Source organism: Parapedobacter indicus (genome assembly GCF_900113765.1).
GTDB lineage: Bacteria > Bacteroidota > Bacteroidia > Sphingobacteriales > Sphingobacteriaceae > Parapedobacter > Parapedobacter indicus.
In genome coordinates this window covers 347,080-372,536 of the sequence record NZ_FOQO01000003.1, presented here as the reverse complement: position 1 = coordinate 372,536, position 25,457 = coordinate 347,080, and the positions used below count along the sequence as shown (strand labels likewise).

General features: G+C 49.6%; 18 protein-coding genes. 2 read left to right on the top strand and 16 right to left on the bottom strand.

Translation table 11 applies throughout. The annotated features are described in order from the left end of the window. Window positions 1-53 precede the first annotated feature (53 nt). From BMZ56_RS08130 to BMZ56_RS08060, 16 genes are all read right to left on the bottom strand, one after another. Entirely contained in the window at window positions 54-947 is an 894-nt protein-coding gene (locus tag BMZ56_RS08130) for an SMP-30/gluconolactonase/LRE family protein (RefSeq protein WP_090626069.1), read from the bottom strand. Between the two features lie 9 nt (window positions 948-956). Next, window positions 957-2,081, bottom strand: coding sequence for a Gfo/Idh/MocA family protein (locus BMZ56_RS08125; protein ID WP_090626068.1), 1,125 nt, complete (start codon window positions 2,079-2,081; stop codon window positions 957-959). 15 nt (window positions 2,082-2,096) lie between these two features. Continuing rightward, the gene (locus BMZ56_RS08120; RefSeq protein WP_090626067.1) at window positions 2,097-3,668 is read right to left on the bottom strand and encodes an SLC5 family protein; all 1,572 of its coding nucleotides are present in this window, start codon (window positions 3,666-3,668) and stop codon (window positions 2,097-2,099) included. A gap of 11 nt (window positions 3,669-3,679) precedes the next feature. Continuing rightward, window positions 3,680-5,062, bottom strand: coding sequence for a hypothetical protein (locus tag BMZ56_RS08115; RefSeq protein WP_090626066.1), 1,383 nt, complete (start codon window positions 5,060-5,062; stop codon window positions 3,680-3,682). Between the two features lie 29 nt (window positions 5,063-5,091). Next, a complete protein-coding gene (locus BMZ56_RS08110; RefSeq protein WP_090626065.1) occupies window positions 5,092-5,862 on the bottom strand; it encodes an SDR family NAD(P)-dependent oxidoreductase in 771 nt (256 codons plus the stop codon). Between the two features lie 17 nt (window positions 5,863-5,879). Beyond that, window positions 5,880-7,058, bottom strand: a complete 1,179-nt coding sequence (gene dgoD, locus BMZ56_RS08105; RefSeq protein WP_090626064.1) for a galactonate dehydratase — start codon at window positions 7,056-7,058, stop codon at window positions 5,880-5,882. Between the two features lie 27 nt (window positions 7,059-7,085). Beyond that, on the bottom strand, window positions 7,086-8,423 hold the full coding sequence (locus BMZ56_RS08100; RefSeq protein WP_090626063.1) for an aspartate aminotransferase family protein: 1,338 nt from the start codon (window positions 8,421-8,423) through the stop codon (window positions 7,086-7,088). A 27-nt stretch (window positions 8,424-8,450) separates the two neighbouring features. Beyond that, the gene (locus tag BMZ56_RS08095; protein ID WP_218146514.1) at window positions 8,451-9,683 is read right to left on the bottom strand and encodes a Gfo/Idh/MocA family protein; all 1,233 of its coding nucleotides are present in this window, start codon (window positions 9,681-9,683) and stop codon (window positions 8,451-8,453) included. Between the two features lie 12 nt (window positions 9,684-9,695). Beyond that, window positions 9,696-11,489: a RagB/SusD family nutrient uptake outer membrane protein gene (locus tag BMZ56_RS08090; RefSeq protein ID WP_090626062.1), complete on the bottom strand. Its 1,794-nt coding sequence runs from the start codon at window positions 11,487-11,489 to the stop codon at window positions 9,696-9,698. Between the two features lie 21 nt (window positions 11,490-11,510). Continuing rightward, on the bottom strand, window positions 11,511-14,702 hold the full coding sequence (locus BMZ56_RS08085) for a SusC/RagA family TonB-linked outer membrane protein (RefSeq protein WP_218146513.1): 3,192 nt from the start codon (window positions 14,700-14,702) through the stop codon (window positions 11,511-11,513). 332 nt (window positions 14,703-15,034) lie between these two features. After that, window positions 15,035-15,670 (bottom strand): GntR family transcriptional regulator, encoded by a 636-nt coding sequence (locus BMZ56_RS08080; RefSeq protein WP_090626061.1) that lies wholly within the window; start codon window positions 15,668-15,670, stop codon window positions 15,035-15,037. Window positions 15,671-15,832: 162 nt separating this feature from the next. After that, complete coding sequence (locus BMZ56_RS25845; protein WP_218146512.1) at window positions 15,833-16,603, bottom strand: ABC transporter permease; 771 nt, start codon at window positions 16,601-16,603, stop codon at window positions 15,833-15,835. Next, complete coding sequence (locus tag BMZ56_RS25840; RefSeq protein WP_218146511.1) at window positions 16,594-17,163, bottom strand: ABC transporter permease; 570 nt, start codon at window positions 17,161-17,163, stop codon at window positions 16,594-16,596. The genes BMZ56_RS25845 and BMZ56_RS25840 overlap by 10 nt, the downstream gene beginning before the upstream one ends. Before the next feature lie 10 nt (window positions 17,164-17,173). After that, complete coding sequence (locus tag BMZ56_RS08070) at window positions 17,174-19,549, bottom strand: ABC transporter permease (protein WP_090626060.1); 2,376 nt, start codon at window positions 19,547-19,549, stop codon at window positions 17,174-17,176. Between the two features lie 48 nt (window positions 19,550-19,597). Continuing rightward, entirely contained in the window at window positions 19,598-21,949 is a 2,352-nt protein-coding gene (locus tag BMZ56_RS08065; protein WP_090626059.1) for an ABC transporter permease, read from the bottom strand. A 24-nt stretch (window positions 21,950-21,973) separates the two neighbouring features. After that, a complete protein-coding gene (locus tag BMZ56_RS08060) occupies window positions 21,974-23,227 on the bottom strand; it encodes an efflux RND transporter periplasmic adaptor subunit (RefSeq protein WP_090626058.1) in 1,254 nt (417 codons plus the stop codon). Between the two features lie 327 nt (window positions 23,228-23,554). Here BMZ56_RS08060 and BMZ56_RS08055 point away from each other — a divergent pair, with 327 nt between their 5' ends. Together BMZ56_RS08055 and BMZ56_RS08050 are read left to right on the top strand one after the other, a co-directional pair. Beyond that, window positions 23,555-24,139, top strand: a complete 585-nt coding sequence (locus tag BMZ56_RS08055) for an RNA polymerase sigma factor (RefSeq protein WP_090626057.1) — start codon at window positions 23,555-23,557, stop codon at window positions 24,137-24,139. Window positions 24,140-24,206: 67 nt separating this feature from the next. After that, a complete protein-coding gene (locus tag BMZ56_RS08050; protein WP_090626056.1) occupies window positions 24,207-25,355 on the top strand; it encodes a FecR family protein in 1,149 nt (382 codons plus the stop codon). Window positions 25,356-25,457: the final 102 nt, after the last annotated feature.

The window sequence follows — 25,457 nt, the reverse complement described above, 5'->3', positions numbered from 1 at the left end:
CCTCCTAGAACGTTCAGACCAAGGCATGACCTTGTAATCCGCAATATTCGTTTTTATATGTAAATACGTTGGCTGGCGGTTCCTCCCGGCGTGACTTTTTTGACTACAAATAATGAACCAGCTAATGGTTGTTGTAGTTGCTCTTGTTCCCCAAGACCTGTTCTCGCGGAGGTAACATAGAGGTCTGATAAATCGGTGCCTCCGAAGGCGCACGAGGTAACCTGGGATACGGGGAGGGGGATCTCGTCAAGTTTGTTTCCAGAATGTGGATCCCAGCAAGCTACCTTCCAGCCTCCCCATAGCGCGACCCAAAGCATGCCGGCGCGGTCGATGGTCATACCATCGGGAAGGCCCTCGGACGCGGGTATTTCTATGACCACCCGCCGGTTTGAGATGGACCCGCTGTATTTTTCGAAGTCAAACGCATGAACCTGGCGTGTTGGCGAATCAATGTAATAGAATGTTTGTTGGTCCGCGCTCCATGCCATGCCGTTGGAGCAGGTAACATCACGGATCTTTGTTGACAGCTGACCGGCATTATCGAGCATGTAGAGGCTGCCGGAGGCGGGCTGTTGTGTCACCGCATCCATGGTGCCCGCCCAGAATCGGCCAAGCGGATCACATTTTCCGTCGTTGAAGCGATTGTTGGGAAGATGAGCTTCGGGATCGGTAAGGACCGTTATTTCCTTCGTCGCTGGATTGATGCGCACAATTCCCCGATCAGATGCAGCAATAAAAAGTCCCTGGTCATCGGGGATGACGGCTCCCAGCTGGAGGGGAAAATGCGTTACGGTATGGCGGTTATCTGCAGGATACCACTCGTGGACATCTCCGGCAATGATATCCACCCATAACAATCGCTGCCGCTGGTCATCCCAAAAGGGCCCTTCACCCAGCATACAGGATGTTTTTGCAGCAACTTGCCATGTTTTTTTCACAGTGCTCATGTTTCGGGCTTACAGTTGATCGAAACTGGGGATGTGCATGGAAGCACCTTGTTTTAACGCCGAGGCATGGGCTACAATACCCGGCAACGTGTAGTCGATGGCCGCTCGCACATCGATCCGCGGACGACGACCTGTGACCAGTGCATCCACGAATTCGTGGGTAATAAAAGGATGCGAACCATCATGGCCACTGTCGACGCGCAGGGGTTCCGGCAGCAAGGCGGTTTGCCACCACGATGGCTGGTCGTAGGGCTCCAGATGGCTTTCATGCGTAAGAAAACCAGCGTCATCCTGACCCATGGTCGTGGCCTTTTTTACCAGCACCGGCCCTAGCCCACGCGGATCGCGGCTATGAAAGCTCATTTGCTCGCCATGCCATACGCAACGTTCGGTGGGTAACAGCGCGCCCCGCCAGCTAATGTTAATCCGGAAAGCGGTACCCTGGTTGGTGTTGAACAACGCGGTTTCATTCCAAAACGGGTTGTTATAGGTATTACCGTGCAGCAGTGGGCTATCATCCCCCCATCCGATGCAGCTGACCGCGGTAAGCCGCTCGCCTGTAACGGACATCAGGAAGGCGGTGGCATGAGTCGAATACAACATGGGGGGCAGGCCGTGGCGCCAGGTGGGTTGTCTATTTTGGTCAAAAAAATAGTCTTCCAATCCGGGATGGTGGTATTCCGCTTCAGCGGCCATTATTTTTCCGAATAACCCCTGTTCATAAAACTGTCTGACAGAAATGGTATCTTGTCGATAAACACTTGTCTCTGCCATCATGTAGGTCAGGCCCGTACGCTGAACGGCCTGCTTTACCTGGGCACACTCGTCTATGCTCATTCCGGCAGGGACGGCACATAACACATGTTTCCCCGCATGGAGTGCCTCAACGGTGTGCCGGGCATGAAGCGGCGCCGGCGTAAACAACGCAACCGCATCAATATCAGAATCCCGAAGCATCTCGCCCAGTGATGGATACGCTTTGCTGCATTGGTAAACCGACTGCAGCTTGGCCCGCTCATCCGGCAAGTTGGCGCTGATGGCTTCCACGATACTGTGTGGATGTTTGTGAAAAAGAAAGCTGGCTCCAAAACCGCTTCCTACTACACCGATTTTTATTTTTCGTTCCGGGTTCATCTGCCTTGGATTTTTTTATGCATATCGGATGTAAAAAAATAAGACCAGCCCGGTAATAAGTGCCCACCAGATGACCGGATTCCGGAGCCCCCGCTGTTGCGCGCGTTGTGCCGGTGGAAGCGTCAGGCTTTCTTTATTCCAGATAAGGCCAGCCAGCGCGGCATCCGACTTGGGTTTGGTTACCAAGCTGACAACGATACATGCCAACATACATGCCCAAAATACGATTCCAGTGCGGTTAAAAAACGGCATTTCTGGAAAAGCATATTCGATGATGAGCGATAGCGGGATGGTCAGCAGGCCAGCGGCGACGGCGCCCGCATGGGTGGTCCGTTTCCACAAGATGCCCAGCAAGAACATCGTGGCGATACCGGGGGTGAAATAGCCATAGGCATTCATGAGGTAAATAAAGATAGGCTTTTCCGAATACAGTGCCAACAGGCCGGTACAGCCGATCCCTAAGATAATGATGGCCATGCCTGCCAGGCGGCCGAATTGTACCGACTGTCGCTCGGTAGCACCTCGTTTAACATATGCAATGTATACGTCCATTGTCAGGATGGTCGTACAGGAGTTGATAGCTCCCGACAGGTGTGACATGACCGCGGCAATGAGACCGGCCATTACCAGGCCCACCAGACCCGTAGGCAGCAGCGTTTCAACCAGCGTGGCAAATAGCAGATCCGGCTTTTCCAGATCCGGAAATAAACGGGGTGCCACCAAAGCTGGAAAAATAATCAGAAACGGCAGCAAAAATTTCAGGTAGTCGCCAAAAATAACGCCCATGCGGGCATGCCACTCGTTTTTTGCAGCTAGGGTGCGTTGTACAATAAACTGATTAGTGGCATTATAAAATATGCTGATGCAGAGCAGACCGCCTAGGTACATCGTCCAAGGAAAATCGGGGTCATCCGCCGGCATCATCAGCTTCCAGTCCTTTGTGGTTTCCAGCACAGCGGAAAACCCGCCGGCAGCATGGATGGTTGTGAACGAAAGCGCGAGCATGCCTAGCATCAGGACGCCGAGTTGGACCATTTCGGTCCAGATCACAGCCCGCAATCCGCCGGCAATGGTATACAGGCCAGTGGTGATGGCCAGTACGAGAATACTGACCAGCATCGGGATGCCGAGTAACGCATGCAGTGAAAGTGCTCCTAGATAGAGAACGGCGCTGATTTCAACGAAAATATAAGTTAGGAGGACCAGCACGGCATAAATGGTACGGGAACCGGCACCGAATCGCCGTTGCAAAAATTCCGGCATGGTATAGAATCCATTGCGCAGATAGAATGGCAGAAATATCCACAACAACGCATTAAATCCGATAAGGATAGCGCCCCATTCGACGACCATTGCCAGAAAGCCGCGGCTATAAGCTACGCCCATTACGCCGACAAGTTGGTGGCTGCTGATATTGGCGGCAATGATACTTCCCCCAATCATCCACCAGGGTAATTTGTCGCCGGCTAAAAAATAATCTCTTTTGGTACCGCTTCCCTTTCTCGAAGCTACTAAGCCCAAGACGATGATACCCAACAAGTAGATGCCGAAAACCAGTGCGTCAAGCGTCGTAAAGTTAGAACTCATAAGATGATTGTTTATTGCATTGCCTTTTTCAATGCGTTGATGGTCGTTTCCGCCAGCTGTTCCAGCGCGCCGGAAGCAAATGGGGTAGACCAAACTGCGTATATATCTTCATGATACCGGTTATGGGGGGGCAGATATCCGGCATAGCCGTTAACGATATTCATCACAGCAACGGGTGTAGGCGCCAAGGCTTGCCTGACCTGCTGCTGGAACCATGAATAAGCTTCGTTTGGCTGTCCCACGAGGCAAGCATCGCCCAAACGCCAAATCCATAGGGGCATGGGTGAAGAACTGCCCGCTCCAACCGTCTTCCGGATGCCCCGTAAGCGCCAAAGCCGTTCTTTGCGCACACGATCGGTGCTGTCATGCCATTGGGATTCGATTTCTTGAAGCGATGGGAGCTCTTTCAGAAGCATGTTAACGGTAAGCATTTCGGCACGAAGGGTAGCGGAAGGCGTTTTTGGAACGGACTGCCAAATGGCTAGGGGAGCTCCTGATTCCACGACGTGGCCGCGAACCAAAACGGATCCGGGCTTCCGCATGCCCGCTAGGGTGGCTAATACGGCATGACCCAGCTGATAACCATGGGCATCGGCGATGGCTACATCGCCGACATACTGTTCGGCCGGGGCCAATTCACCCGATGCACCTTGGAAGAATAAACACGTTGCGTCGGTTTGCTCCTCAACCAATGTGCGCATGGCACCTACATAGTCGGGAGATAGCAACGGATTGTCCCACGCTAATGTGGTGGGATGACAGGCATAATTGACCAGGATACCGGTGATTTTTTCATCTTCGTCGGTTATCCGGCCTACCAACAGGGTGTCATCTGCCGGGATCGCAGGGTTGAACCCTACCAACACCCGGTTTTCATGCTCGCTCGGTAGGTCGCGGTTGGTGGCCAAACCGCATCGGCCGTAGTGCCACGCTAATGTGGATGGTACGGCCTGCGCCAGCGCTTCGCTGATGGCCGCAATGGCGTCGTCTTTCAGTTGTTCGAGATACGGAGCGATCCGGTCTCCTCCGGGTCGCGAACGATCTTCGGTAAACAGTACCGGGCCGGCATGGGTGTGGGAGAGGCAGAACATGAGCCGGGACTCGGGGAGATGGAATGCTTCCAAAATGGCACCACGCAGGGCGCGCTCGTCGGCTGCGCTTCTCCACCATCCCAGATCAGCGGCAATCAGCACCAGCGGCAACGCAGATGCGTGTTCCTGAACAGTCATGCAGGTGAGCGTAAGCGGGCGGTGCACGCCAGTTGCGATATCGGTCTTGCTGGCACCCCAATTGCGGGAATAGATGCCGATCGAGGGTGTGATGTCTTTTCTAGCTAGGCCGATCAGGCCGGCAAAAGAGGCGGCATCGATGCGGGTGGAGTTCGTGTATTCCATGGTGGTTAAATTCTCAGTTGCTGTCAAGTTCAGGATCGCAGGGATAGGCCGCCATCCATTAGCAGGGTGCTACCGGTTATGTGTACATTATCGGGCCGGCATAGATATAAGACCTGATCTGCCACGGCAGTGGTACTGATGAATTTTCCGGTCGGAACACGCTCGGCTGCTTCCCGGGACAACTCAGGGTGCTGTTCCCATATTTTGCCGCTGAGACCTGCCTGTACATAACCGGGAGCTACTTCATTAACCAGAATGTTGTGGGGGGCCAGTTCCAACGCCATGGTTTTGCTTAACATACGGATTCCGGCTTTGGACACGGAATAGGCCGGCATATGCAGGTGAACGGCGTGTGCAGCCCAACTTCCGATGAATACGATACGACCGCCTGTTTGGCTTTCGACCAACTGTCGTGCTGCCTCTTGTGCCATATAAAATGCACCGTTCAGATTGACGTTGATTTCCCGGAGCCATTGATCGGTCGTGATTTCCAGCATATTGGCGAGTGTCGCCGTGGCGGCGTTCACAATAATCAACGAAGGGATTCCCAGTTCCCGCTTGACGTTATAAAGCCAGGCCTTCACGGCTCCAGCTTCGGAGACATCAACTTGCTCGTAATAGCATGGGACACCGTATTCGTTTTTCAACCGCGTCAGAAAGCCGGTTGCTTCGGAAAGATTATGCACGTCGCATAAACCGATGGCAGCTCCCTCGGCGGCGAAGGCCAAACTAATCGCCTTGCCGATATCTCCCAGCCCTCCGCTGATCACAGCTGTTTGGTTTTGAAATGTTTTGCTCATTGGCTTATTTGTTCAGATTACCAGTCACCCACACTCCCGTCTTTATAGAACGTTCGTTGTAGGACTTCCTGCTGGAACGGATGTTTTTTTATTTCTTCTTCGTTGATCTCGATACCCAGACCGGGACGGGTATTGGGACGGACAATCCGTCCCTTTTTTTCCACCTGAAAACCTTCGCTGACGACGTCCGTTCTCCAGGGGACGTCGTTGTGTACGCTTTCACAAATGGTGTAGGCAGGTGTGGCAAAACCAAATTCGATGGAGGCTGCGGTGCTCACAGGTCCCTGCGGGTTGTGCGGTGCAATCGCGACGCGATAGGTCTCGGCCATGGCAGCAATCCGTCGGACTTCACTCAATCCGCCACAATGGGTAATATCCGGTTGGACGACACTGACCGCGCGGCTTTCGAACAACTCACGGAAGGCATGCTGGGTAATCAATCTTTCCCCACTGGCGATCGGGGTAGATACTGCGCGTTGGATGAGCGCGATATCGGCGATGGTCTCGGGCCAACAAGGTTCTTCAAAAAAATAAAGGCCATACGGTTCGAGTGCCTTGGCAAACTGCATACCCATGCGTGGACTAGGCCGTGCATGACAGTCGACCATGATATCAACATCTTGGCCCACGGCTTCACGCATGGCGCTGACGCAGGCTTCGGCATAGCGGATCGGCCGGAGTCCCTCCAGCGGCATCGTTTCGGGAACCGCCATCGATTTAAATGCGGTAAATCCTTCTTCGACTGCTTGCTGCGCAAGTTCCCCGAATCGCTTTGCATCGTCGGGCTGCGTCTGGTAAAAATCCTCCATCCGGCCACCACCCAGATGGCAGTAAAGCCGGATATAGTCGCGGACGCGCCCACCCCACAGTTCGTGACACGGTACGCCATGGACTTTTCCAAGAATATCCCATAATGCGATATCGATCCCACTGATAGCCGTTCCACGGACAATGCCGTTGCCATGCCAGAAATGCTGACGGTACATCATCTGCCAAAGGTGCTCGATCCGGCGAGGGTCTTCTCCCACGAGTAGTTGGGAGATATCTTCGATGGCACCGACCACCGCCCGGGTGTGCCATTCCAGCGTGGCTTCTCCCCATCCCCACAATCCCGGCTGATCGGTGATTACTTTGACAAAAATCCAGTTGCGCATCCGCGCGTGGCAGACGTATGTTTCGATGGCTGTAATTTTCATAATTAGCGCCCTGTTATTTTGTTGCGATTAGTGTTTTCCATTTGCCAGCGCCGCAACCACTCGTTGCGTTTTGTCAAGCGTTTCTTCAATATCCGTCAACTGGTGAGCAAACGAGATGCTTCCCTGTTTGATCGGCAACGGGAAATTAAAGATTCCTTCCGATATGAGCCGCAGCCGGTATTCTTTGTCAAACGATGCATCGTGATGCTGCGCAATATCGTGGAAGTCAACTGGAGCATGATCCATAAAGTAGACACAAAATGCCGATCCCTGCCGGGCAACGTGAAAAGGTTTGCTGTACGCAGAAAAAATAGCTGTCAGTCCCTTTTCGAGTACATGCCCCAGGTTTTCTATATGCGCATAGACTTGATATTCAGGGGATGCCAGTTTCTTGAGCGTTGCAATGGCAGCCACTGTAGTCAGCGGGTGTGCATTGAATGTTCCGGCAATCAACACACGCTTTTCTTTGTCAGGATGGATAAAATAGTCCATATAGGCCGCCTTGCCGGCGATGACACCCATCGGATAGCCATTGGCCACAGCTTTGCCAAAGGTGGACAGATCCGGCGTCACCCCACAGATACTTTGGTAGCCGCCCAAGGCATGTCGGAAGCCGGTCTTTACTTCATCAAAAATGAGGAGGAATCCATGGGTATCGGCCATTTTACGCAAGCCTTCGAGGTAGCCTTCCTGCGGTTTCACGATGCCGATGTTTTGTAGAATCGGTTCGAGAATGATACAGGCTATCGGAAAGCGCTTGATCAGGTAATCAACGGATGACAGATCATTAAAATTGACTACGTGAACCAGGGATCGATGCTGTTCGGGAATGCCTGCTGACAGCGCATCGAACGGGTATTCGCCCGGACTGACGCGCTCGCCAACGTCTTCGAGTCGGCTGATTACGTTGCCGGCAACGTCGTTATGCCAACCATTGTATCCGCCCTGCATAATGATGACATGGCTTTTCTGAGTGACCGCGCGGGCGATGCGAATGGCGTGGTAGGTAGCCTCGGAACCTGTGGTGGTAATCTGGATTTTATCGGCCGTAGGCACGCATCGGCAAAACAATTCGGCAAACTCACCTTCCAAGTCGGTAGGTCCGGCCCCCATCAGGACACTGTTCCTATTTAACGTTTCGGCAACGGCTTGATTTACATCAGGGTCGTTATGGCCTAGGAAAGCAGCCGCGAATCCAGCTTGATAATCGATATATTCATTGCCATCGACATCCCAGACCCGGCTTCCTGCCCCTCTTTCAAAACATATGTTCGGTTCTGATTTCCGGTTAAGCGAAACTACACCCCCGGGAATCCATTTTTCATTTTCACGTATTGCGGACAATGATTTTGGCCAATTATTCATGCTTAATATTGATTTATTTATGTGCTGTTATTTATCGAAGCTGGGAATAGCCATGTATTCTCCGTCGCGAAGTGCGGATTGATGGGCGACAATACCCGGCGCCGTATAAGCCAGCGCTTCGTAAATATTGACTTCCGGTTCGCGCTCGTTGACGATGGCGTCTATGAACTCATGTGTGATGAAAGTATGGGAACCTTCGTGACCGCTGTTATGCCGCAGTGGCTGAGGCAGTAAGTCGGTTTGCCACCATTCAGGTACCTCATAGACTTCGGTAATGTTCTTCGTGTGCTCAAAACCGGCATCGTCCCGGCCTTGTTGCTCGGCGGCCTTCACCATTGTAAATTGGTTGTTCCGCCCATCTGGATAGTAGAAGCTCATTTTGTCGCCACGCCATTCAGCGCGTTCCGCTTCCATGAGTGCACCTTTCCAGTTTACCTCCACACGGAAAGGAATGTTCTGATCGGTTTTAAAGAATGCGGTTTCATTCCAGAATGGATTGTTATACGGGTTACCTTGCAGTGCTTTGCTATCGTCTCCCCAGCCGATGCCCGAGACATGTGTGAGCCGCGCGCCGGTGACTGCGATCAAAAAGGCTGTACAATGCGTAGGATACAACAAGGGTGGAAGCCCGTGACGCCATGTTTGCTTTCCTTCTTCAAAAAACAACACATCCAAACCGGGATGATTGTATTCGGCAGCGGCGCTGAAAATGGTGCCGAATTTGCCCTCCTTGAAGAACTTCTTTGCCGAAATAGCGCCTTGACGGTATACGCTGGTTTCGGCCATCATGTACGTGAGGCCGGTTTGCTGGACGGCTTCCCTGATTTGGGCACACTCCTCCAGGGTCATGGCTGCTGGTACGGCACAGAGTACATGTTTGCCGGCTCTTAGACTTTCTATTACATGGCGGGCATGATCCGGAGCAGGAGTGGCTATAAAAACAGCTTCTACTTTTTTATCTTTTAATAATGTTGTCAGCGAGGGATAGCTCTTTTGACATCGGTACGTCTTCATAAGTGCCTGTCTGCGATCTTCACGCAGATCGCTGACGGCCTCTACGATGCAGTTGGGATGCTCATGGAAGTAAAAGCCCAACCCAAACCGACCTCCGATAATGCCTACCCGTACCTTGCGGGACGATTGGGCGGAGGATGCAAATAAAAACCGGGGGGTGATGAGAGCAGCGGTACCTGCTCCCGCCATTTTTAGGAATTTTCTCCGACTTTCGGAAAATCCTGCGTAATCCTGCATTGTTTTCATTGTCATTGTGTTTTAGTTGTAGTTTGGATTCTGCTGTAAAGTGGGTTGTCCATTGACCACACTGAGGTCAATCTGTTCAAGCGGAATGGGATAGATCTCGTTCCGCCCTTTGGTAAAATGTGCGCTCTGCATGTAATAAAAATTGTAATCTGGGATGCCGATTTCATGCTGAATATACGCATTGAGCAAGTCGGCCATATAACCCGTGCCCTGATCGTAACGCTGGAGGTCAAAAAAGCGGTGATGCTCCATGGCCAATTCAAGCTTCCGTTCGAAACGAACCGCTTCGCGGGCAAACTCTTTTCCCCTTGCTTCAAAATGACCGGCGTATAAGCCGACTTTGTAATTTGCAGCCGGTGTATTGCTAAAGCCGCGTTCGGGCTGGCTATCGTTGATGTACTTCTTTACCCACCCTGCAGGATTGGCCGCCCGTGCCCGGACGCGATTAACGTATGCTTCCGCTTCGGCGAGGTTACCCAGTTCTACTTCAACTTCTGCTGCCCATAGCAGTACGTCGGCAAATCGGATCATGTTATACGTATTGGCACTGCTGTTATTTTCGCGGGCTTCAGGTTCTGACTTGGGATTGGCATTCTTCATATGCAGGTAAGGGCCGCCGACACTTTGCTGCCGTACCCAGGACATGCCGGGATTAACTCCCCAATCCAGAAAGGGAATTCCACGTCTCCCCACAATCCAGTCGAGCCGTGAATCAAGCGTACCGCTGTAAGGTTGAAAAGGTGCTGATGACGGAATGCCCAAGTCGTGCGTTACATCCTCGTCGTTGAAACTGTCAATCAAAGGCAGTCCGGTCGCTGCATCTGTTTTGTAAGAGTTGACCAAGCTGAACGAAGGTTGGTAAAAGCCATAGCTTGGGAACGGACCCCCATAGGGGCCGGCATGCCCGTCGCCACTGGGCGTATTACCTCGTTCGCCTCCCGCACCATCGTTCACCGAGTGCATGACCGCAAAAACCTGTTCCGGCCCGTTTTTGGTAGAGGGCTTGAAATTATCGAAATAGTGGGTGTTCAGATCGTATTTAAGTCCGTTGCTGGTCACGCCATTTTGTATGATATCGTCAAGCAGTAATTTGGCATCCTGGTATTTATACTGAAATAGATACGCCTTGACCAAGAATGACTTGGCCGCCCATTTATTGGCCCTGCCCACTTCAGATTTGGTGTCGGTTAACTGATCAGCAGCATAGGCAAAATCCGCTTCTATTTTTGGCCATGCTGATTCCGTATTTGACACGTAGTAATTGCCGGTTGCGGCGCTGACGGTTTCATCAACAAAGGGAATATTCCTCCACATCAATATAGCTTCCAAGTGATAAACTCCCCGTAGAAACCGGGCCTCAGCACGCACTTGCGCCGCCGCTCCTTCGCTGATGGCCTGATCGGCTAAAGCAACCTCCAGCACCCGTAGCACATCGTTGGCCCGCTGCACGCCGGCATAGAGCACCCGCCAACGAGAATTAAGACCGGGCGTAGCTGAATTATAGCTGTAGCTTTCGTACTGCGGGACAGGTTGCAACGCACCGGCCTCGGTACCGGTATGGGCATCGTCGGAGGTGACCCCGCCGAAAATCCATTTTCCCGATTGCCATCCGCTTCCGGTTGTTCCGCCATTATTCAATAATGAATACGTGCCGATAAGCAAGCCATTAACGCCTTGTTCGGTCGCCAGATTTTCAGAGAACAATGCCCCCTTCGGAGCCCTTTCCAGAAACGCGTCGCCGCACGATAAAGTTACCGAAAGGATCGTACAAAATAGCATTTTCAGGATATGATTAGTCAATTTCATGACACACAGTTTTAAGTAGTATTAAAATGAAATATTCACACCGAACAGAAAGCTTCGCTGGTTGTTGGGATACGCACCCATATCGATTCCGAAGCTTGAGCTGCTGCCTGCCAACTCTGGATCCAGTCCTGAATAGCCGGTTATGGTAAAGAGATTCGCTGCCTGTAGATAGATCCGCAACTTCTGCAAATTAATCCGCTGAAGAAACGACGACGAAGCGAATGTATAACCCAGGATAAGCGATCGCATTCTTAGGTAAGAAGCATCTTCGATAAAATATGAGTTGAACACGCCCGCGGTACTGAAGTTGTTTTGATTTTCAATTTTTGGTACGGTCGTGTTTTGATTTTCGGGTGTCCATGCATTAAACAACGCATTACCTTTTGCACCGACATACGTTCCGAAAAAGTGGGTCTGGACCGGCACGGTGTTGACGGCTTCGTTGCCTTGCGAGCCATATAATACGGTAGAAAGGTCAAATCCTTTGTATTGAGCTGCCAAATTAATGCCGTAGGTAAACTCCGGATTGGGACTTCCCAGAAAGGTTCGGTCTTCGGCACTGATGATGTTGTCACCGTTCACATCCCGGTAACGGAATCGACCGGGCGCAGCACCGTCCTGTGCTGGAGCCGCCTCCACTTCGTCGGCGCTGTTAAAAAGTCCGATCACATCATATCCATAGAAGGAGCTTACCGCCCGGCCTACTTGGTTACGTACGAGTACGCCGAGTTGCTGATGTGCCGCTGCGTCGAAATAGCCAGGATCCGGTACGTGCTTCACTATATTTTTATAGGCTGTGATATTGGCTCCTATTGAATATTGGAGGTTGTCAGGTTGGCCGTCCCGATAGGTTGCCGACAAATCGACGCCGGTATTCTGGATATCGCCGACGTTGATGGTGGCGGGCGAAGCGCCTCCCGCGATTCCCGGCAGTGTTTGCGCAAAAAGCAAGCCGTCGATGGATTTTTTATAGTACTCAGCAGACAGTTCGAACCTGTTGGAGAGAATAGTTGCGTCCAAGCCGATGTTTGATACGATGTTGCGTTCCCAGCCGGTAAAGATGTTCCCGCTTTGCGTTTGCACGAATCCTTGGACGAGGCTGTTGCTTGTTCCACGGATATCGTAGTATGCATTGGCCAATGTACCGCCATAGAGATCAAATTGGTTTTCCGGACTGATGTTGTTTTGTGATCCCAAGATGCCGTAACTGCCTCTGAGTTTGAGATCGTTCAGCCATGAAACGTTGGTCAGGAAATTTTCTTTTGATAACCGCCATCCGAAGCTGACGGAAGGAAATATACCATATCGGTTTTCCGGGCCGAATAAGGAAGAGCCATCGCGCCTTATCGTGCCTCCGATCAGGTATTTATCATCAAAGCTATAGTCCGCTCTTGCGAAAAGCGAAAACAAAGCGTTTTCATAGGCGGTGCTGCCATTCATAATGTTCTCAGTCCCGGTATTTAGGGTCAGATAGTCCGGATCGGTTGAAAAGTAAGCCCTGCGGGAACCGGATAAACCCCGGCCTTTGTTTTCAACCGATTCAGATCCGGCGACAACCTGGATGCGATGCCTGTCAAATAACTTATCATAACTTACCGTGTTGGTCCACATTAACCGGGCTGAATACGAGGAGTTTTCACTGAAGGAATTCGGATTAAGGAATCCCTGTACGTTTTCATAAGGCGTGTCGCTAAAGGCGTAGTTATAGGTATTGGTTAGTGCACCGCCAAAGCTGGTCCTAAATTTAAAATCGGATAAAAAGCTGATTTGCATATAGACATTACCGGCAGTGTTCCATGAATTGTTTTTGTTAATCGCCGTTCTTTCCTGGGCCGCTACTGGATTGGAGGAACTACCCAGATTTACACCAGCGCGTGTACCCCCATAGTTTCCCTGAATGTCGTGAGTGGGAATCAGTGGCATGAGCGCATACGTCGCGGCAATACCTGAAAATTGGTTGTTGTTGGCAAATCCGGGGCTCTGGCGATAGTAAACGGTTAGGTTCTCGCCGATTTCGATGTTTTTGGATAATTGAAACGACGTATTTACCCTTCCGGAATACCGCTTCAGGTAGGTTTCCTTCAACGTACCTTGCTCGTTCATATAATCCAGCGATACGAGGTAAGTTGATTTATCGGTTCCACCGCCGATGGAAAGGTTGTGATTGGTCGTCACTGCCGGGTTGAACAATTCCTGAAACCAGTTGGTGCCTTGTTTATTGACAGCTTGTATCAGGTAGCTATTACCCGGGTTGGTCTTATCAAGGCGGTATAACGCAGGGTCAACCTGAGGATCGCCCGCCCAAGCTATTCCTGAGCCTGAAGGCCCTGAATAGAGAAAGTCGGGAACACCGTCCCGAAACAACGCATTGTTGGGGTCGGCGATTAGTGCGAGTGTTCTGAACCCCTCGGGGTCAATGACAATGTCGTACGGATTTCCCGGAATTGGCAGTTGTACTCCAGCAAATGCATTGTAGCTGACGCTCGGTTCACCCGTTTTGCCTCGCTTGGTCGTAACGATAATGACACCATTAGCGCCCCGAACACCGTAAATGGCTGCTGCGCCCGCATCTTTTAATACTTGGATAGATGCAATATCGTTTACATTGATGTTGTTCAAATCGGTTTGTATGCCATCAACCAATATTAGTGGCGATGCGTCTCCAAAGGACGATACTCCCCTAATAAAAAGATTGGGTGCACTGCCAGGAACGCCCGAACTAATGATATTCACACCCGATGCTTGTCCCTGGAGCGCCTCAAGCGTCGAACCGGTGGGAATCGCATCCACGCCGTCCATATTGACTACCGAGACCGAACCTGTGATGTCCTGTTTACGCTGTGAAGAGTAACCGGTTACCACCACCTCTTCCAGTCCCTGGATCTCGATCTGTAAAAACACAGGAATAACCTGCTGGTGCTGTACCCCGATTTCCTGAGATTGATAGCCGCTGTACGAGAATACCAAGGTGTCATTGTTTGCTACTTCGATCGCATACGTGCCATTGTCGGAAGTAGCTGTCGATTTACCTGAACGCTTCGCGGTAACCGTGACTCCTGCGAGTATTTCGTTATTTTTTGCGTCAACAACTTTTCCGGAAACCTGGGTGAGTTGTTGGGCAATAACGACAGGGGACATACCGGCAACTACGAGAAGTGTGCACATCAGTCGCGTTACAAGCCGTGTACTTGAAAGTTGATTACATCTTTTCATATTAGTTGGTTTCTTTTTGGATAATTGTATGCAAAAATATACTTTTTTTGTTTTCAAAAAAATATATTTCATTTTTAATATCGGGCTGGTTGGTGGGGTCTGAAATAGGATAAAATGCGTTTTATGAATTTATTGTAAAGGAAAAAGCTTATCATTAATGAAAAACCCTAATTTAGATAGAGAAATTTGACGAGCGGATTTTATCAGTCATACAGCAATTGTCTGATAAAAAATGTATACATAAAATAAAATGGGTTTTTCGCGTGTAATAGAAAATCAGCGTGAAATCTAGGATAAAAGGGAAAAGTGGATCAGGAGAAAAACAATTCAGATCATGCGAACTCCAAGGCAGAAAGCTCTCCGCGCTCGAGATGATGTGACAATACCCGTTCTGCTAAAGATAGATCCTTTCTTTTGAACGCGCCCACAATTTCCCTATGTTCCTTGTCCGTTAACTCGTAATCGTCCATTTGGCTTGTCTGGCCAAGTTTCAGATGAAACAGCGGTATATTGCTTGCCACATAAACGTCTTTCAGCTTTTTGTTTCCGGCTATATCAAAAAGCGTTTCATGAAATTTGACATCTGCCTCGCAAGCGCCTCCGTAATAGCCATTTCTTACCATTAATGTAAAGTCATTGCAGATCCGATCCAACTCATCGATATGTTCCTTCGTAACCTTTTTAAAGGCGATACGCAAGGCGCCCAGTTCCAATACTTCGCGAAGCTGACGGATCTCCCGCAGATCGGCAATGCCCATCGACTTTACAAAATATCCACCCTTTTCGCCTTTTTCAAGCAAGTTCTCACCGAATAACCTATTCAATGCCTCCCGTACAGCCACTCGGCTTACGTCCATTTTTTTGGCCCAAGCGTCTTCTTTGAGCCGGTTCCCCGGGACTAATTGATTTGACAAAATCTTGCGCCTGATTTCTGAATAAACTTTATCGGATAACGAATCTTCCCTCATGGTTATGTAAGCAAGGGTGCTTAAAAAAAGTAAACATTGCAAATGTACGATTATCTTGCAATACTTTTTGTTTTGCCGAAGGAGTCCAGAAATGAAATTTAGCGAACCAGCGTGATCGATTCCGATGAAGCGATATGTTACGCGAAAGGACTAATACGATAATTACTCATCCCTTAGACTTCTCGTCGGGTTCGTTAATGCGGCCTTAATGGCCTGGGAACTGACCGTTAGCAAAGCGATCAGCAATGCACCCCCGCCAGCCAGGGCGAATATCCACCAGTGCAGGACGGTATGATATTGGTAATTGCTAAGCCAATCGTTCATGATCCACCATGCAACAGGGAATGCGACGGCGCATGAGAGCAGCACGAGTACGACGAATTCCCCGTTGAGCAATCCGATCAGTGATGCGACGGATGCTCCCAACACTTTGCGGATTCCCATTTCCTTGGTGCGCCTTTCGGCTGTGAAGGCAGCAAGACCGAGCAAGCCAAGACAGGAAATAATAATAGAAAGTACCGCAAATACACCCGCCAATCGCTGGATAAGCATTTCCGATTTAAATTTTTCACTGAAGACATTGTCCAAAAACTCGTACTCAAATGGGTATCCCGGATTGGTTTCCTTAAGAATTTCGCCTATCTGAGAAACCGTTTTGGGAAGATCTATTCCTGCTTTGGTCTTGATGTTAAGGATGCCGGATTTGGTCGAAAAGGGGTAGAAGAGAACAGGTTCCGCAGGTTTATACACATTGTTGTACACGAAATCCTTCACAACGCCGACAATGGTGTGTGGGTCTTCTCCCCAGCGCACTGTTTGTCCGGCAACCTGGCCATCGGGCTTAATAAGCTTGGCAAATGCTTCATTGATGACGATGCTACTGCTGTCGCATAACATATGTGGCCGGAAGTTGCGTCCGTCGATCAATTGCATTCCCTGGGCAGATCCGCCACTACGCCTGCGATTGTGTAGCTTTCCTCATTGTTTATCCGGACCTGTTTTCCCAAGGCCGGTTCGTTGCCGAAAAGACGTCCAGCGGCTTTTTGGGTAAGTACGATATCATTAAGATCGTCCATCGCTGAGCTCCGGTTGCCCTCGACGAATTCCGGTGAGAAGATAGCAAGGAAGTCGGGGTCGGCATAGAATCCGGTTTGATAGAGACTCTTTTCGCCGAGATTGAATAGGAGGGGCATTGGCCAGTTTACGCGTGCGGCATACTTGATGCCCGGCAATTCAGCTTTAATTGCAGGCGCCAACGGCCCAGGATTGGCGTCAAACACGTAGGTGCCGCCATCGTGAGGCTGCTTGGACTTGGATAGATAGATGTCTTCCTTATTTGGAAAATGATTGTCATAGCTCATTTCGTCCTCTACCCATAGGAAAATGAGCGATGCGCACGTGATGCCAATGGCCAACCCGAACACGTTGAGGAAGCTGTACCCCTTGGTTTTCCAGAGGTTGCGGAAGGTTGTTTTGAAATAATTTTTTATCATAGCCAACTAACTACTCTGTTCTGATCGCCTTAACCGGATTTTCCTTCGCGGCTTTCAGTGACTTGCCGCAGACGGTGATGGTTGCAATGGCAAAAGCAACGAAGCCAGCTACGGCAAATATCCACCATTCCATACCGGTTCGGTACACATAGTTGTCCAGCCACCGGTTCATCATCCACCACCCCAAGGGGAAGGCAATAAGAAATGAGAGGGCAACCAATTTGAGAAAGTCTTTTGATAGCAATGTAATGATCGATGATACGCTTGCCCCGAGCGTTTTACGGATGCCGATTTCCTTGACTTTGGTTTCGACGGTAAAGGTAACCAATCCGAAGAGACCAAGGCAGGAAATGAGAATAGCGATGCCGGCAAAGACATTAAATAGTTTGCCGGCCCGGATGTCGCTTCTGTAAAATTTGTCGAACGAATCATCCATAAATTGATAGTCAAAATCAAACTCACTGTTGTATTGTTTCCATAACTTTTCTACCGCTGCTACAGCTTGTGCAGCGTCCTTCCCTGTGGTTTTGACATACATCCCGCCCAGCGCAAAGCCTTTGTCGTAAAACAGTACACACGGGCCGATGGCTTTTTTCAAATCGCTGAAATGGAAATCTTTCGCTACGCCAACAATGGTTTTTGGGCTGTTTTTGAATGTGATAACCTTCCCAACGGGATTTTCTAGCGCCATTTGATTAACAGCCGTTTCGTTGAGAATGATGTAACTGGTATCAACGGGCGTACCCGTTAATCCTTTACCTTCCACTAGGGAAATACCTAGCACTTCTGTAAATTGATGATCGACAGCGATCTGGTTGACCATGAAATTAGACATACTGGCTGGTTTGCCCTCCCATTCGATATCTCCAGTACCGCTGCCGATGTTACTGACGTCGCTACTCGCCGCCGTTACGCCCTCAATACCCGGTTGCCGTTCCAGCTCGGCACGTATGGCTTCAAAGTGGCCCAGGAAATTGCGCTGATTAAATAGGAAGACGTTTTCCTTGTCGTAACCCAATTCTTTATGCCGGATGTACTCCAGTTGCCGACTGATAATGAGGGTGGAGATAATAAGCACTACCGAGCAGCTAAATTGGACGATCACCAATGCTTTGCGGAACCCGCCGTTTCCACCAATTCCTGCCACGATCCCTTTTATTGCCTGTGTGGGTCTAAATGTTGAAAGCAACAGCGCAGGGTAAATGCCCGCCAACAGAACGACGGCCAGCAGGGTGCCGCTGAAGAGTAACCATACGCGTGTGTCTAACAGGGTGAATTCCATTTCTTTGCCGGATAGACTATTGTAGAACGGCATGGCTACGTAGGTGAGTCCGATGGCAAATGCCATGGAGATGATACATACGACAACCGATTCGGTGATGAATTGCCAGAAGAGATGAAGACGATTGGCGCCAATGACTTTCCGGACGCCGACCTCCTTGCTCCGGCGTGTGGAGCGTGCCGTTACCAAGTTAACGTAATTGATACAGGCAATCAATAGGATGATGCCCGCGACGAGTGCGAATATCCGCACCTGTTGCATACCGTGATCTTTCCCTTTTGCATTATAAAGATGAAGGCTTTTTAACGGTTGTAGGAAATAGACCAATGTCTTGAAAATATCAGCTTGATCGTTTTTTCGATGTAGGTCTGCAAGTTGCTTTTCAACCACCTTTGAATCGGCTCCATTTTGAAGCAGAAAGAAGGTCCGGTAATGGAAGCTACCCCATTGTGCATTGAGGTCATCGTCTTTTTGGTTTTCGTAAATCAACCCAAAGGGTAGCAGGAAGTCGGTCTCAATCGATGAATTCAAAGGGAAATCATCGATAATACCTGTCACGCGGAAATTTCGTTTGCTATCGGCCAGGAACGGATCCAGATTTACCAAAACTAGTTGTCCCATGGGATCTTTGTTGCCAAAATATTTGCGGGCGAGTGATTTGGTAAGAATAATGGAATTGTTATCAGGAAACGGATTTTCGCTGTTTCCCTCCAATAGCGGGAAGTCAAAAATGTGAAAAAACGAGGGATCTACATATTGGCCGCCTTCATTGAATTTCTGCCCTCCAGCCAGTGTTACTACAGCGTCGCTGTTGTTTAAACGACAGACTTGTTCAATAGCCGGTATTTCGGCTTTTGCGAACACTGCCAGCGGCGGCGGACCTACAGGCCATACATTATCCGAGGTGGGATCAAATGTTGTGGATATCTGATAAATACGGTCGCCTTTGCTGTGCATTTTGTCAAAGCTTAGCTCGTCCCATACCCACAGCAGAATCAGGATAGCTGCGGAAAGACTGATCGCCAGTCCGAAAATGTTAATGGCTGAGTACGATCTGTTTTTCGTCAGCGTACGAAAAGCGGTTTTGAGGTAATTCTTTATCATAGCGATCAGATTTCAGCAGTAGGCTATCAGATTCCTGCGTGATTGGTTTCACTCTGTCCTTATTGCCTTAATCGGATTCTCCCGCGCCGCACGGAGTGATTTACCACATACGGTAATGGCGGCGATGGCGAATGCTGCAAAGCCGGCTATCGCAAATACCCACCATTCGATAGCGGTTCGGTATACATAATTTTCGAGCCACCGGTTCATCATCCACCAACCCAGCGGGAAAGCCACCAGAAAAGATACGCCGACCAGCTTGAGGAAATCTTGTGATATCAAAAGAATGATGTTACTGACACTGGCTCCAAGGGTCTTCCGGATGCCGATTTCTTTCACCTTGGTTTCGGCAGTGTAGGTAACCAGTCCGAATAAACCGAGGCAGGAAAGGAGGATGGCGACGCCGGCAAACAGGTTGAATAGTTTCCCGGCACGGATATCACTCTTGTACAAAGCGTCAAAGGACTCGTCGAGGAATTGGTAATCGAATTCATAGTCGGCGTTGTGCTGTTTCCAAAGTTTCCCCACGGCTGCAAGCGCCTGTTTAGCTTGAGCTCCCGTCGTCTTTACGTACATCGTATTCCACGACCAATCGGGATCCATAAATAAAATACAGGGTTCAATGGCAGTTTTCATGTCCTGAAAATGGAAGTCTTTGAGCACGCCGGCGATGATTCCCGGTTTATCATGGAAGGTAATGGGCTTGCCAACCGGGTCGTCTAACCCGATGACCTTGATGGCGGTTTCGTTCAACAGATAACGGCTGCTGTCTGCCGCTGTACCGGTGAAGCCATTTCCCGCCACGAGTTCCATATTCATCACTTCCGGGAATGTACGGTCTATAGACAGCTGATTAACCATGAATGAGTTCATGTTTGCCGGTTTCCCTTCCCATTCCAGGTCGCCCGTGGAACTCTGCACGTTGAGTATCCGTTGAGTGGATGCGGTTACCCCTAAGATTCCCGGCTGCTGCTCCAGTTGTTGCTTGATGTCATCGTAGTTTCTTCGGAAATTGCGGCTCTCAAACGTGAAGATATTTTCTTTGGAATATCCCAGATTCATGCTTCTGATGTACTCCAATTGCCTGCTGATAATGATGGTCGCTACAATGAGGACGATCGAACAGGTGAATTGAACGACGACCAGTGCTTTTCTAAAACCGCTGTTCTTCCCAAGTCCGGGTATAATGCCTTTCAGTGCGAGCGCCGGGTTGAAGGAAGACAGCATCAGCGCGGGATATATACCCGCCAATGCCAGCACAACCAATAGAGATAAGCTGAATATCGCCCACACGTTGCGATCTGATAAGCTGAAGACCATTTCTTTCCCCGAAAGGCTGTTATACATCGGCATCAATGCATATAATAACCCGATCGCAACGAGCATGGAAATAAAAAATACCACCAGTGACTCGGAGATAAATTGCCAGAACAGGTGTCCCTTATTGGCACCCACTACCTTGCGAACACTCACTTCTTTACTTCTCCGGGTGGCACGTGCAGTTACCAGGTTGACATAGTTAATACACGCAATAAGAAGGATCACAACGGCTACCAACGCAAAGATTTTAACCTGTTTCATCCCCTGTTCGTCACCATCAGCCGTATACAGGTGGTACTTGGTAAGCGGTTGCATCAGGTAGTTGAGGTCTTTCCAGAAGTCCGCAGGCTGGTTTTTCCGATGGATGTCAGCCAGCTGTTTGCCCACGGCAGCCGCATCGGCATCGGCCTTGAGGAGAAAATACGTTTGATAATTGAGATTGCCCCAGTCAGCATTTAGCGGATTGTTGGGTCTGTTTTCCGCCAGCACGTCGAAAGGCAGCATCAGTGGAAACTGCAAGCTGGAGTTTTTGGGCATGTCTTCCATGACGCCTGTCACCTTGTATGCGTTTCCTTCTTTTACCTGCAGTATTTTGCCCATCGCGGGTTCTCTGCCAAAATATTTCTCGGCAGTGGTCTTGCTTAACACAATGGATCGGTTATCCGGAAACGGTTGCGAAGGATTGCCTTCCAGCAACTTGAAATCGAATAGCTCGAAGAAATTTTGATCGACATAAACACTGGGCTCGGTGAATTTTTTGTCCTGATATTCCAGTAGGACGCTGTTATTGAAAGTGGATGCGCGGCATGCTTCCTCAATGGAAGGAATTTCGGCTTTTCCGAAAATGGCCAAGGGAGCGCTGGTTACGGGCCATAGCTGATCTTTCCCGATGGCCGCCGCTGCGATGTAAATACGGTCTGCCTTGCTGTGCATGCGGTCGTAGCTTAACTCGTCCGAAACCCACAGCAACAGTAAAACAGACGCTGTAAGACTGATTGCGAGGCCTGCAATATTGATAATAGCATATGATTTGCTCTTAACGAGCGTACGGAAGGCGATTTTGATGTAATTTTTTAGCATAGCTTTCAGCGATCAGCTTATGACTCAATTCCGAATATTCAATTCCTGAACCCGATCATACGTTTCATAACTTGACGTGACCACTTTATCCCCAGGCTCCAATCCACCGATTACTTCATAATAGTCGGGGTTCTGACGACCAAGTTGCACATCTACCCGGTAAGCTGTCTTTCCGTCTTCAGTAAGTTTAAATACCCAGTTGCCCCCTGTTTGTTGATAAAAGCCTCCTTTGGCTAATAAAATGGCCTTTGTTTCATCGCTCAAGGCTAGGCGGATTTGCAGGGTCTGCCCGCGTCGGATCCCATCGGGGACCTCGTTTACGAACTCCATATCTACCTGGAATCTGCCATTGGTTACTTGCGTATAGACTTTCTTGATGACGAGTTTATAGCTCTTTCCGGCAAATGTGAATTCCCCCTCCAAATCGGGATAAATGCGGGAAATGTAATGTTCGTCGATGTCGGCACGTACTTTAAAGCCGGTCAGCACATCGATTTGTCCAAGGCGTTCGCCGGGGTTTTTACTTTGTCCGATTTCCGCATCGAATGAAGTAAGCTGACCATCTACCGGTGATCGTAGGATAAGGTCTCCCACCTTTTTGCGCATCAATTCCAATGCAGACATGCCGCTGGCGTACAGTTGTTTGTTTTGTTCGAGCGTTTGGACACTTCGGATGGAATCCTGAACGATGTTTTCACGGGTGAGTTTGATCCGCTCCACTTGGTAATCATAGTTGTTTTTTGCCTCTTGGTATTCTTGACTGCCAATGGCTTTTTTTTCGTATAACGTTTTATTGAGATCGTACACCCGCTTGGCTTCTTTCAGTGCGTTTTCGGCATCGGCCATTTGGTTGCGGTTGTTGATGGATGTCTGCTGTGCGGCGGTCTGGGCAATCTGCATCTGGGTGAGGTTGTTGTATACCTGCGTTTCTTGCGTTACAAGACTCAGTTCCAGATCGGTATTGGAAAGGCGCATAATGGGATCTCCCTTCTTAAGCTTGGCGCCATCTTCGACAAACTTCTCTTCCACACGCCCACCCACAGACGCATCGAGGAAAATGCTCGTGATGGGTAAGACAGTGCCATTTACCGGAATAAATTCACGGAAGGAATCCTCTTTGACTTCCGATATGGTGATGCGTTCGGCATCTACATTGAGCGTTGAATTGCCGGAAGTGAAATAGTAGCTGGCAAATATCAACGCCAGGATGCCCGCTCCGCCCACAACCATCGTAATACGTTTACTGTTCCACGTTTTTTTCGGTAATGCTCTGTCCATTTTTTTTAATCGCTATCAACAATTGGCAGTCGGCTATCAGTTATCAGCGCTCGGCGATCAGCTCTCGGCTATGAGCGATCAGCTATCAGTAGCCGTCCTTTCCAATCGACTAATACTATACAACGCCGTGCCAAAAATACAACTGATTTGAAAACAGCTTGTTGGGATTGATTGCAAAACAAAACTGTTCGAAATCGGACACTTGTTGTGCGGTAGCGAACAATGAGCGGAGAAACGTTGCTAATCTCATTTCCATTGGCTAGTTTTGCCTATCCTAAAAGACATGCCCGCATTTTACGGTGGCATGGTTAACTAAATAGTACAACAATGGATGGTGGCAGTCGAAAAAATGACCGTGAGCTGTGGCAGGCGCTGAGTGCGGGCGATACGGCAGCATTTACGGCCATCTACGAGATGTATCATAAAAATCTTTACCTGTATGCCTTTAAGTTGGTGAAAGATGCAGATGAAGCGGCGGACATGGTGCAGGAGGTATTCGTTTACCTGTGGGAAAAACGCGGCGATTTGCGGCTCATCGGTGAAGGATTGCCCTATCTTTACCAATGTGTGAGGCATCGGTTCCTAAACCTTACAGACCGCCGCAAGGTGCAAGAAAAGTTTGTGGATTACCTGCAGCATCGTGGTGAGTACGCGATGGATACCACTACCCGAAATTTGGAGGAGAAGGAGTTGGCGGATTACCTGGATAGCGTAACCAATCGATTTTCATCCCATATGGCAGAAGTCTTTTGGCTGAAACGACAAGGTTTCCAGAATCAAGAGATTGCCGGTCAATTGAATTTATCTGTGAAGACAGTCAAAAATCTTTCGAGTGCTGCGCTCAAGCAATTGAGGTTTAAGCTGGGCCGTGTAATTTCCCTATTCCTATTAATGTTACTGCAAAATTTTTAAAAAAAATCGGGACTTTTTTGGGGTTTCGCTTCCATGCTAATAGGAAAGTAACGGATTTCCGAAAATAATGGAACGGAAAAACATAGAGGAGCTGTTGGAGCGCTATCGACAGGGGCTTTGTTCGGACGAAGAGCGCGCTTGGATAGAAACTGGCTTTACGGATTATATCCGCAAATCGGAAGAACTACCCAGTGACGACGCCTGGATCCGGGCAAATCGTGCTATGCGGAAGAGGGTGTTCCGTCAGGTAAATTCACGGGTGCCTAACAAGTACCTGTCCTGGGCAATTGCTGCTGCGGTGTTGCTCGTAGTGGGGATGTTAGGGCTGTGGCAGATGAACGATGGCGAGCCGGAGCCGTCGACCGCTGCGCACGGGGAAATAACAGATATCGATCCCGGTGGAGAGCGTGCTACCTTAACGCTAGCCGATGGCAGGACGATTTTTTTGGATGAAGCAGATACCGGTCAGCTGGTTGCAGAGCGCGGAATCCGTATCCATAAAACAAAGGCAGGAGAGGTTGTTTACGAAGTGAGCGACGAAGGAAAAAGCGCTTCTACGGCGCTGAATACCATTGAGACCCCTCGCGGAGGAACCTATAAGATTATACTTCCCGACGGCACAATTGTTTGGCTGAATGCGGCTTCTTCCTTAACCTATCCCACCCGGTTTGCCGAAGACGAACGAAGGGTCTCCTTGACCGGCGAAGCCTATTTTGAAGTAGAAAAAAATCAGCTTGCTGAATCGCGAAAGAAAGCGGTGCCTTTTGTGGTTGAGACCGGTGCACAAGCGATCGAAGTGCTGGGAACACATTTTAATGTCAACGCATATGCGGATGAACCCGCGGCGAAGACGACATTGCTGGAAGGTGCCGTGCGTATCGTGGATAAATCCGGCGAAGCCTCACGGGTATTGCATCCGGGTGAGCAATGTGTAGCAACGGGAGGGCGTTTTTCGATCCAGACCGTCGATACTGAATCGGCCATCGCATGGAAAAACAATGTGTTTTTCTTTTACCGAATCGATCTGCCCGACATATTGCGACAGATAGAGCGGTGGTATGATGTGGAGTTTGATATGAGGGAGGTTCCCAAGGATATTCGGCTATATGGAGAAATTGGCAGGGATAAAAAGCTGTCGGCCGTGCTCCAGGCGCTTGCCACCAATACCGGATTGCGGTTTGAATTACAAGGAAGGAGGGTTGCCGTGACCAGATAACGATTACTTGACTGTCAGGGTGAACTCAAAAAATGGCCGGAATTGCGCCAACAATTCCAGCCGGTTGGTTGGCCATGAAACTTAATTCCTCGTTAGGATTGC

Coding starts and splice junctions, on each gene's coding strand:
- BMZ56_RS08090 (WP_090626062.1), bottom strand. CDS start 11,489: ATGAAATTGACTAATCATATCCTGAAAATGCTATTTTGTACGATCCTT.
- BMZ56_RS08065 (WP_090626059.1), bottom strand. CDS start 21,949: ATGCTAAAAAATTACATCAAAATCGCCTTCCGTACGCTCGTTAAGAGC.
- BMZ56_RS08130 (WP_090626069.1), bottom strand. CDS start 947: ATGAGCACTGTGAAAAAAACATGGCAAGTTGCTGCAAAAACATCCTGT.
- BMZ56_RS08060 (WP_090626058.1), bottom strand. CDS start 23,227: ATGGACAGAGCATTACCGAAAAAAACGTGGAACAGTAAACGTATTACG.
- BMZ56_RS08070 (WP_090626060.1), bottom strand. CDS start 19,549: ATGATAAAGAATTACCTCAAAACCGCTTTTCGTACGCTGACGAAAAAC.
- BMZ56_RS08120 (WP_090626067.1), bottom strand. CDS start 3,668: ATGAGTTCTAACTTTACGACGCTTGACGCACTGGTTTTCGGCATCTAC.
- BMZ56_RS08055 (WP_090626057.1), top strand. CDS start 23,555: ATGGATGGTGGCAGTCGAAAAAATGACCGTGAGCTGTGGCAGGCGCTG.
- BMZ56_RS08125 (WP_090626068.1), bottom strand. CDS start 2,081: ATGAACCCGGAACGAAAAATAAAAATCGGTGTAGTAGGAAGCGGTTTT.
- dgoD (WP_090626064.1), bottom strand. CDS start 7,058: ATGAAAATTACAGCCATCGAAACATACGTCTGCCACGCGCGGATGCGC.
- BMZ56_RS08095 (WP_218146514.1), bottom strand. CDS start 9,683: ATGAAAACAATGCAGGATTACGCAGGATTTTCCGAAAGTCGGAGAAAA.
- BMZ56_RS25840 (WP_218146511.1), bottom strand. CDS start 17,163: ATGATAAAAAATTATTTCAAAACAACCTTCCGCAACCTCTGGAAAACC.
- BMZ56_RS08110 (WP_090626065.1), bottom strand. CDS start 5,862: ATGAGCAAAACATTTCAAAACCAAACAGCTGTGATCAGCGGAGGGCTG.
- BMZ56_RS08050 (WP_090626056.1), top strand. CDS start 24,207: ATGGAACGGAAAAACATAGAGGAGCTGTTGGAGCGCTATCGACAGGGG.
- BMZ56_RS08115 (WP_090626066.1), bottom strand. CDS start 5,062: ATGGAATACACGAACTCCACCCGCATCGATGCCGCCTCTTTTGCCGGC.
- BMZ56_RS08080 (WP_090626061.1), bottom strand. CDS start 15,670: ATGAGGGAAGATTCGTTATCCGATAAAGTTTATTCAGAAATCAGGCGC.
- BMZ56_RS25845 (WP_218146512.1), bottom strand. CDS start 16,603: ATGCAATTGATCGACGGACGCAACTTCCGGCCACATATGTTATGCGAC.
- BMZ56_RS08085 (WP_218146513.1), bottom strand. CDS start 14,702: ATGAAAAGATGTAATCAACTTTCAAGTACACGGCTTGTAACGCGACTG.
- BMZ56_RS08100 (WP_090626063.1), bottom strand. CDS start 8,423: ATGAATAATTGGCCAAAATCATTGTCCGCAATACGTGAAAATGAAAAA.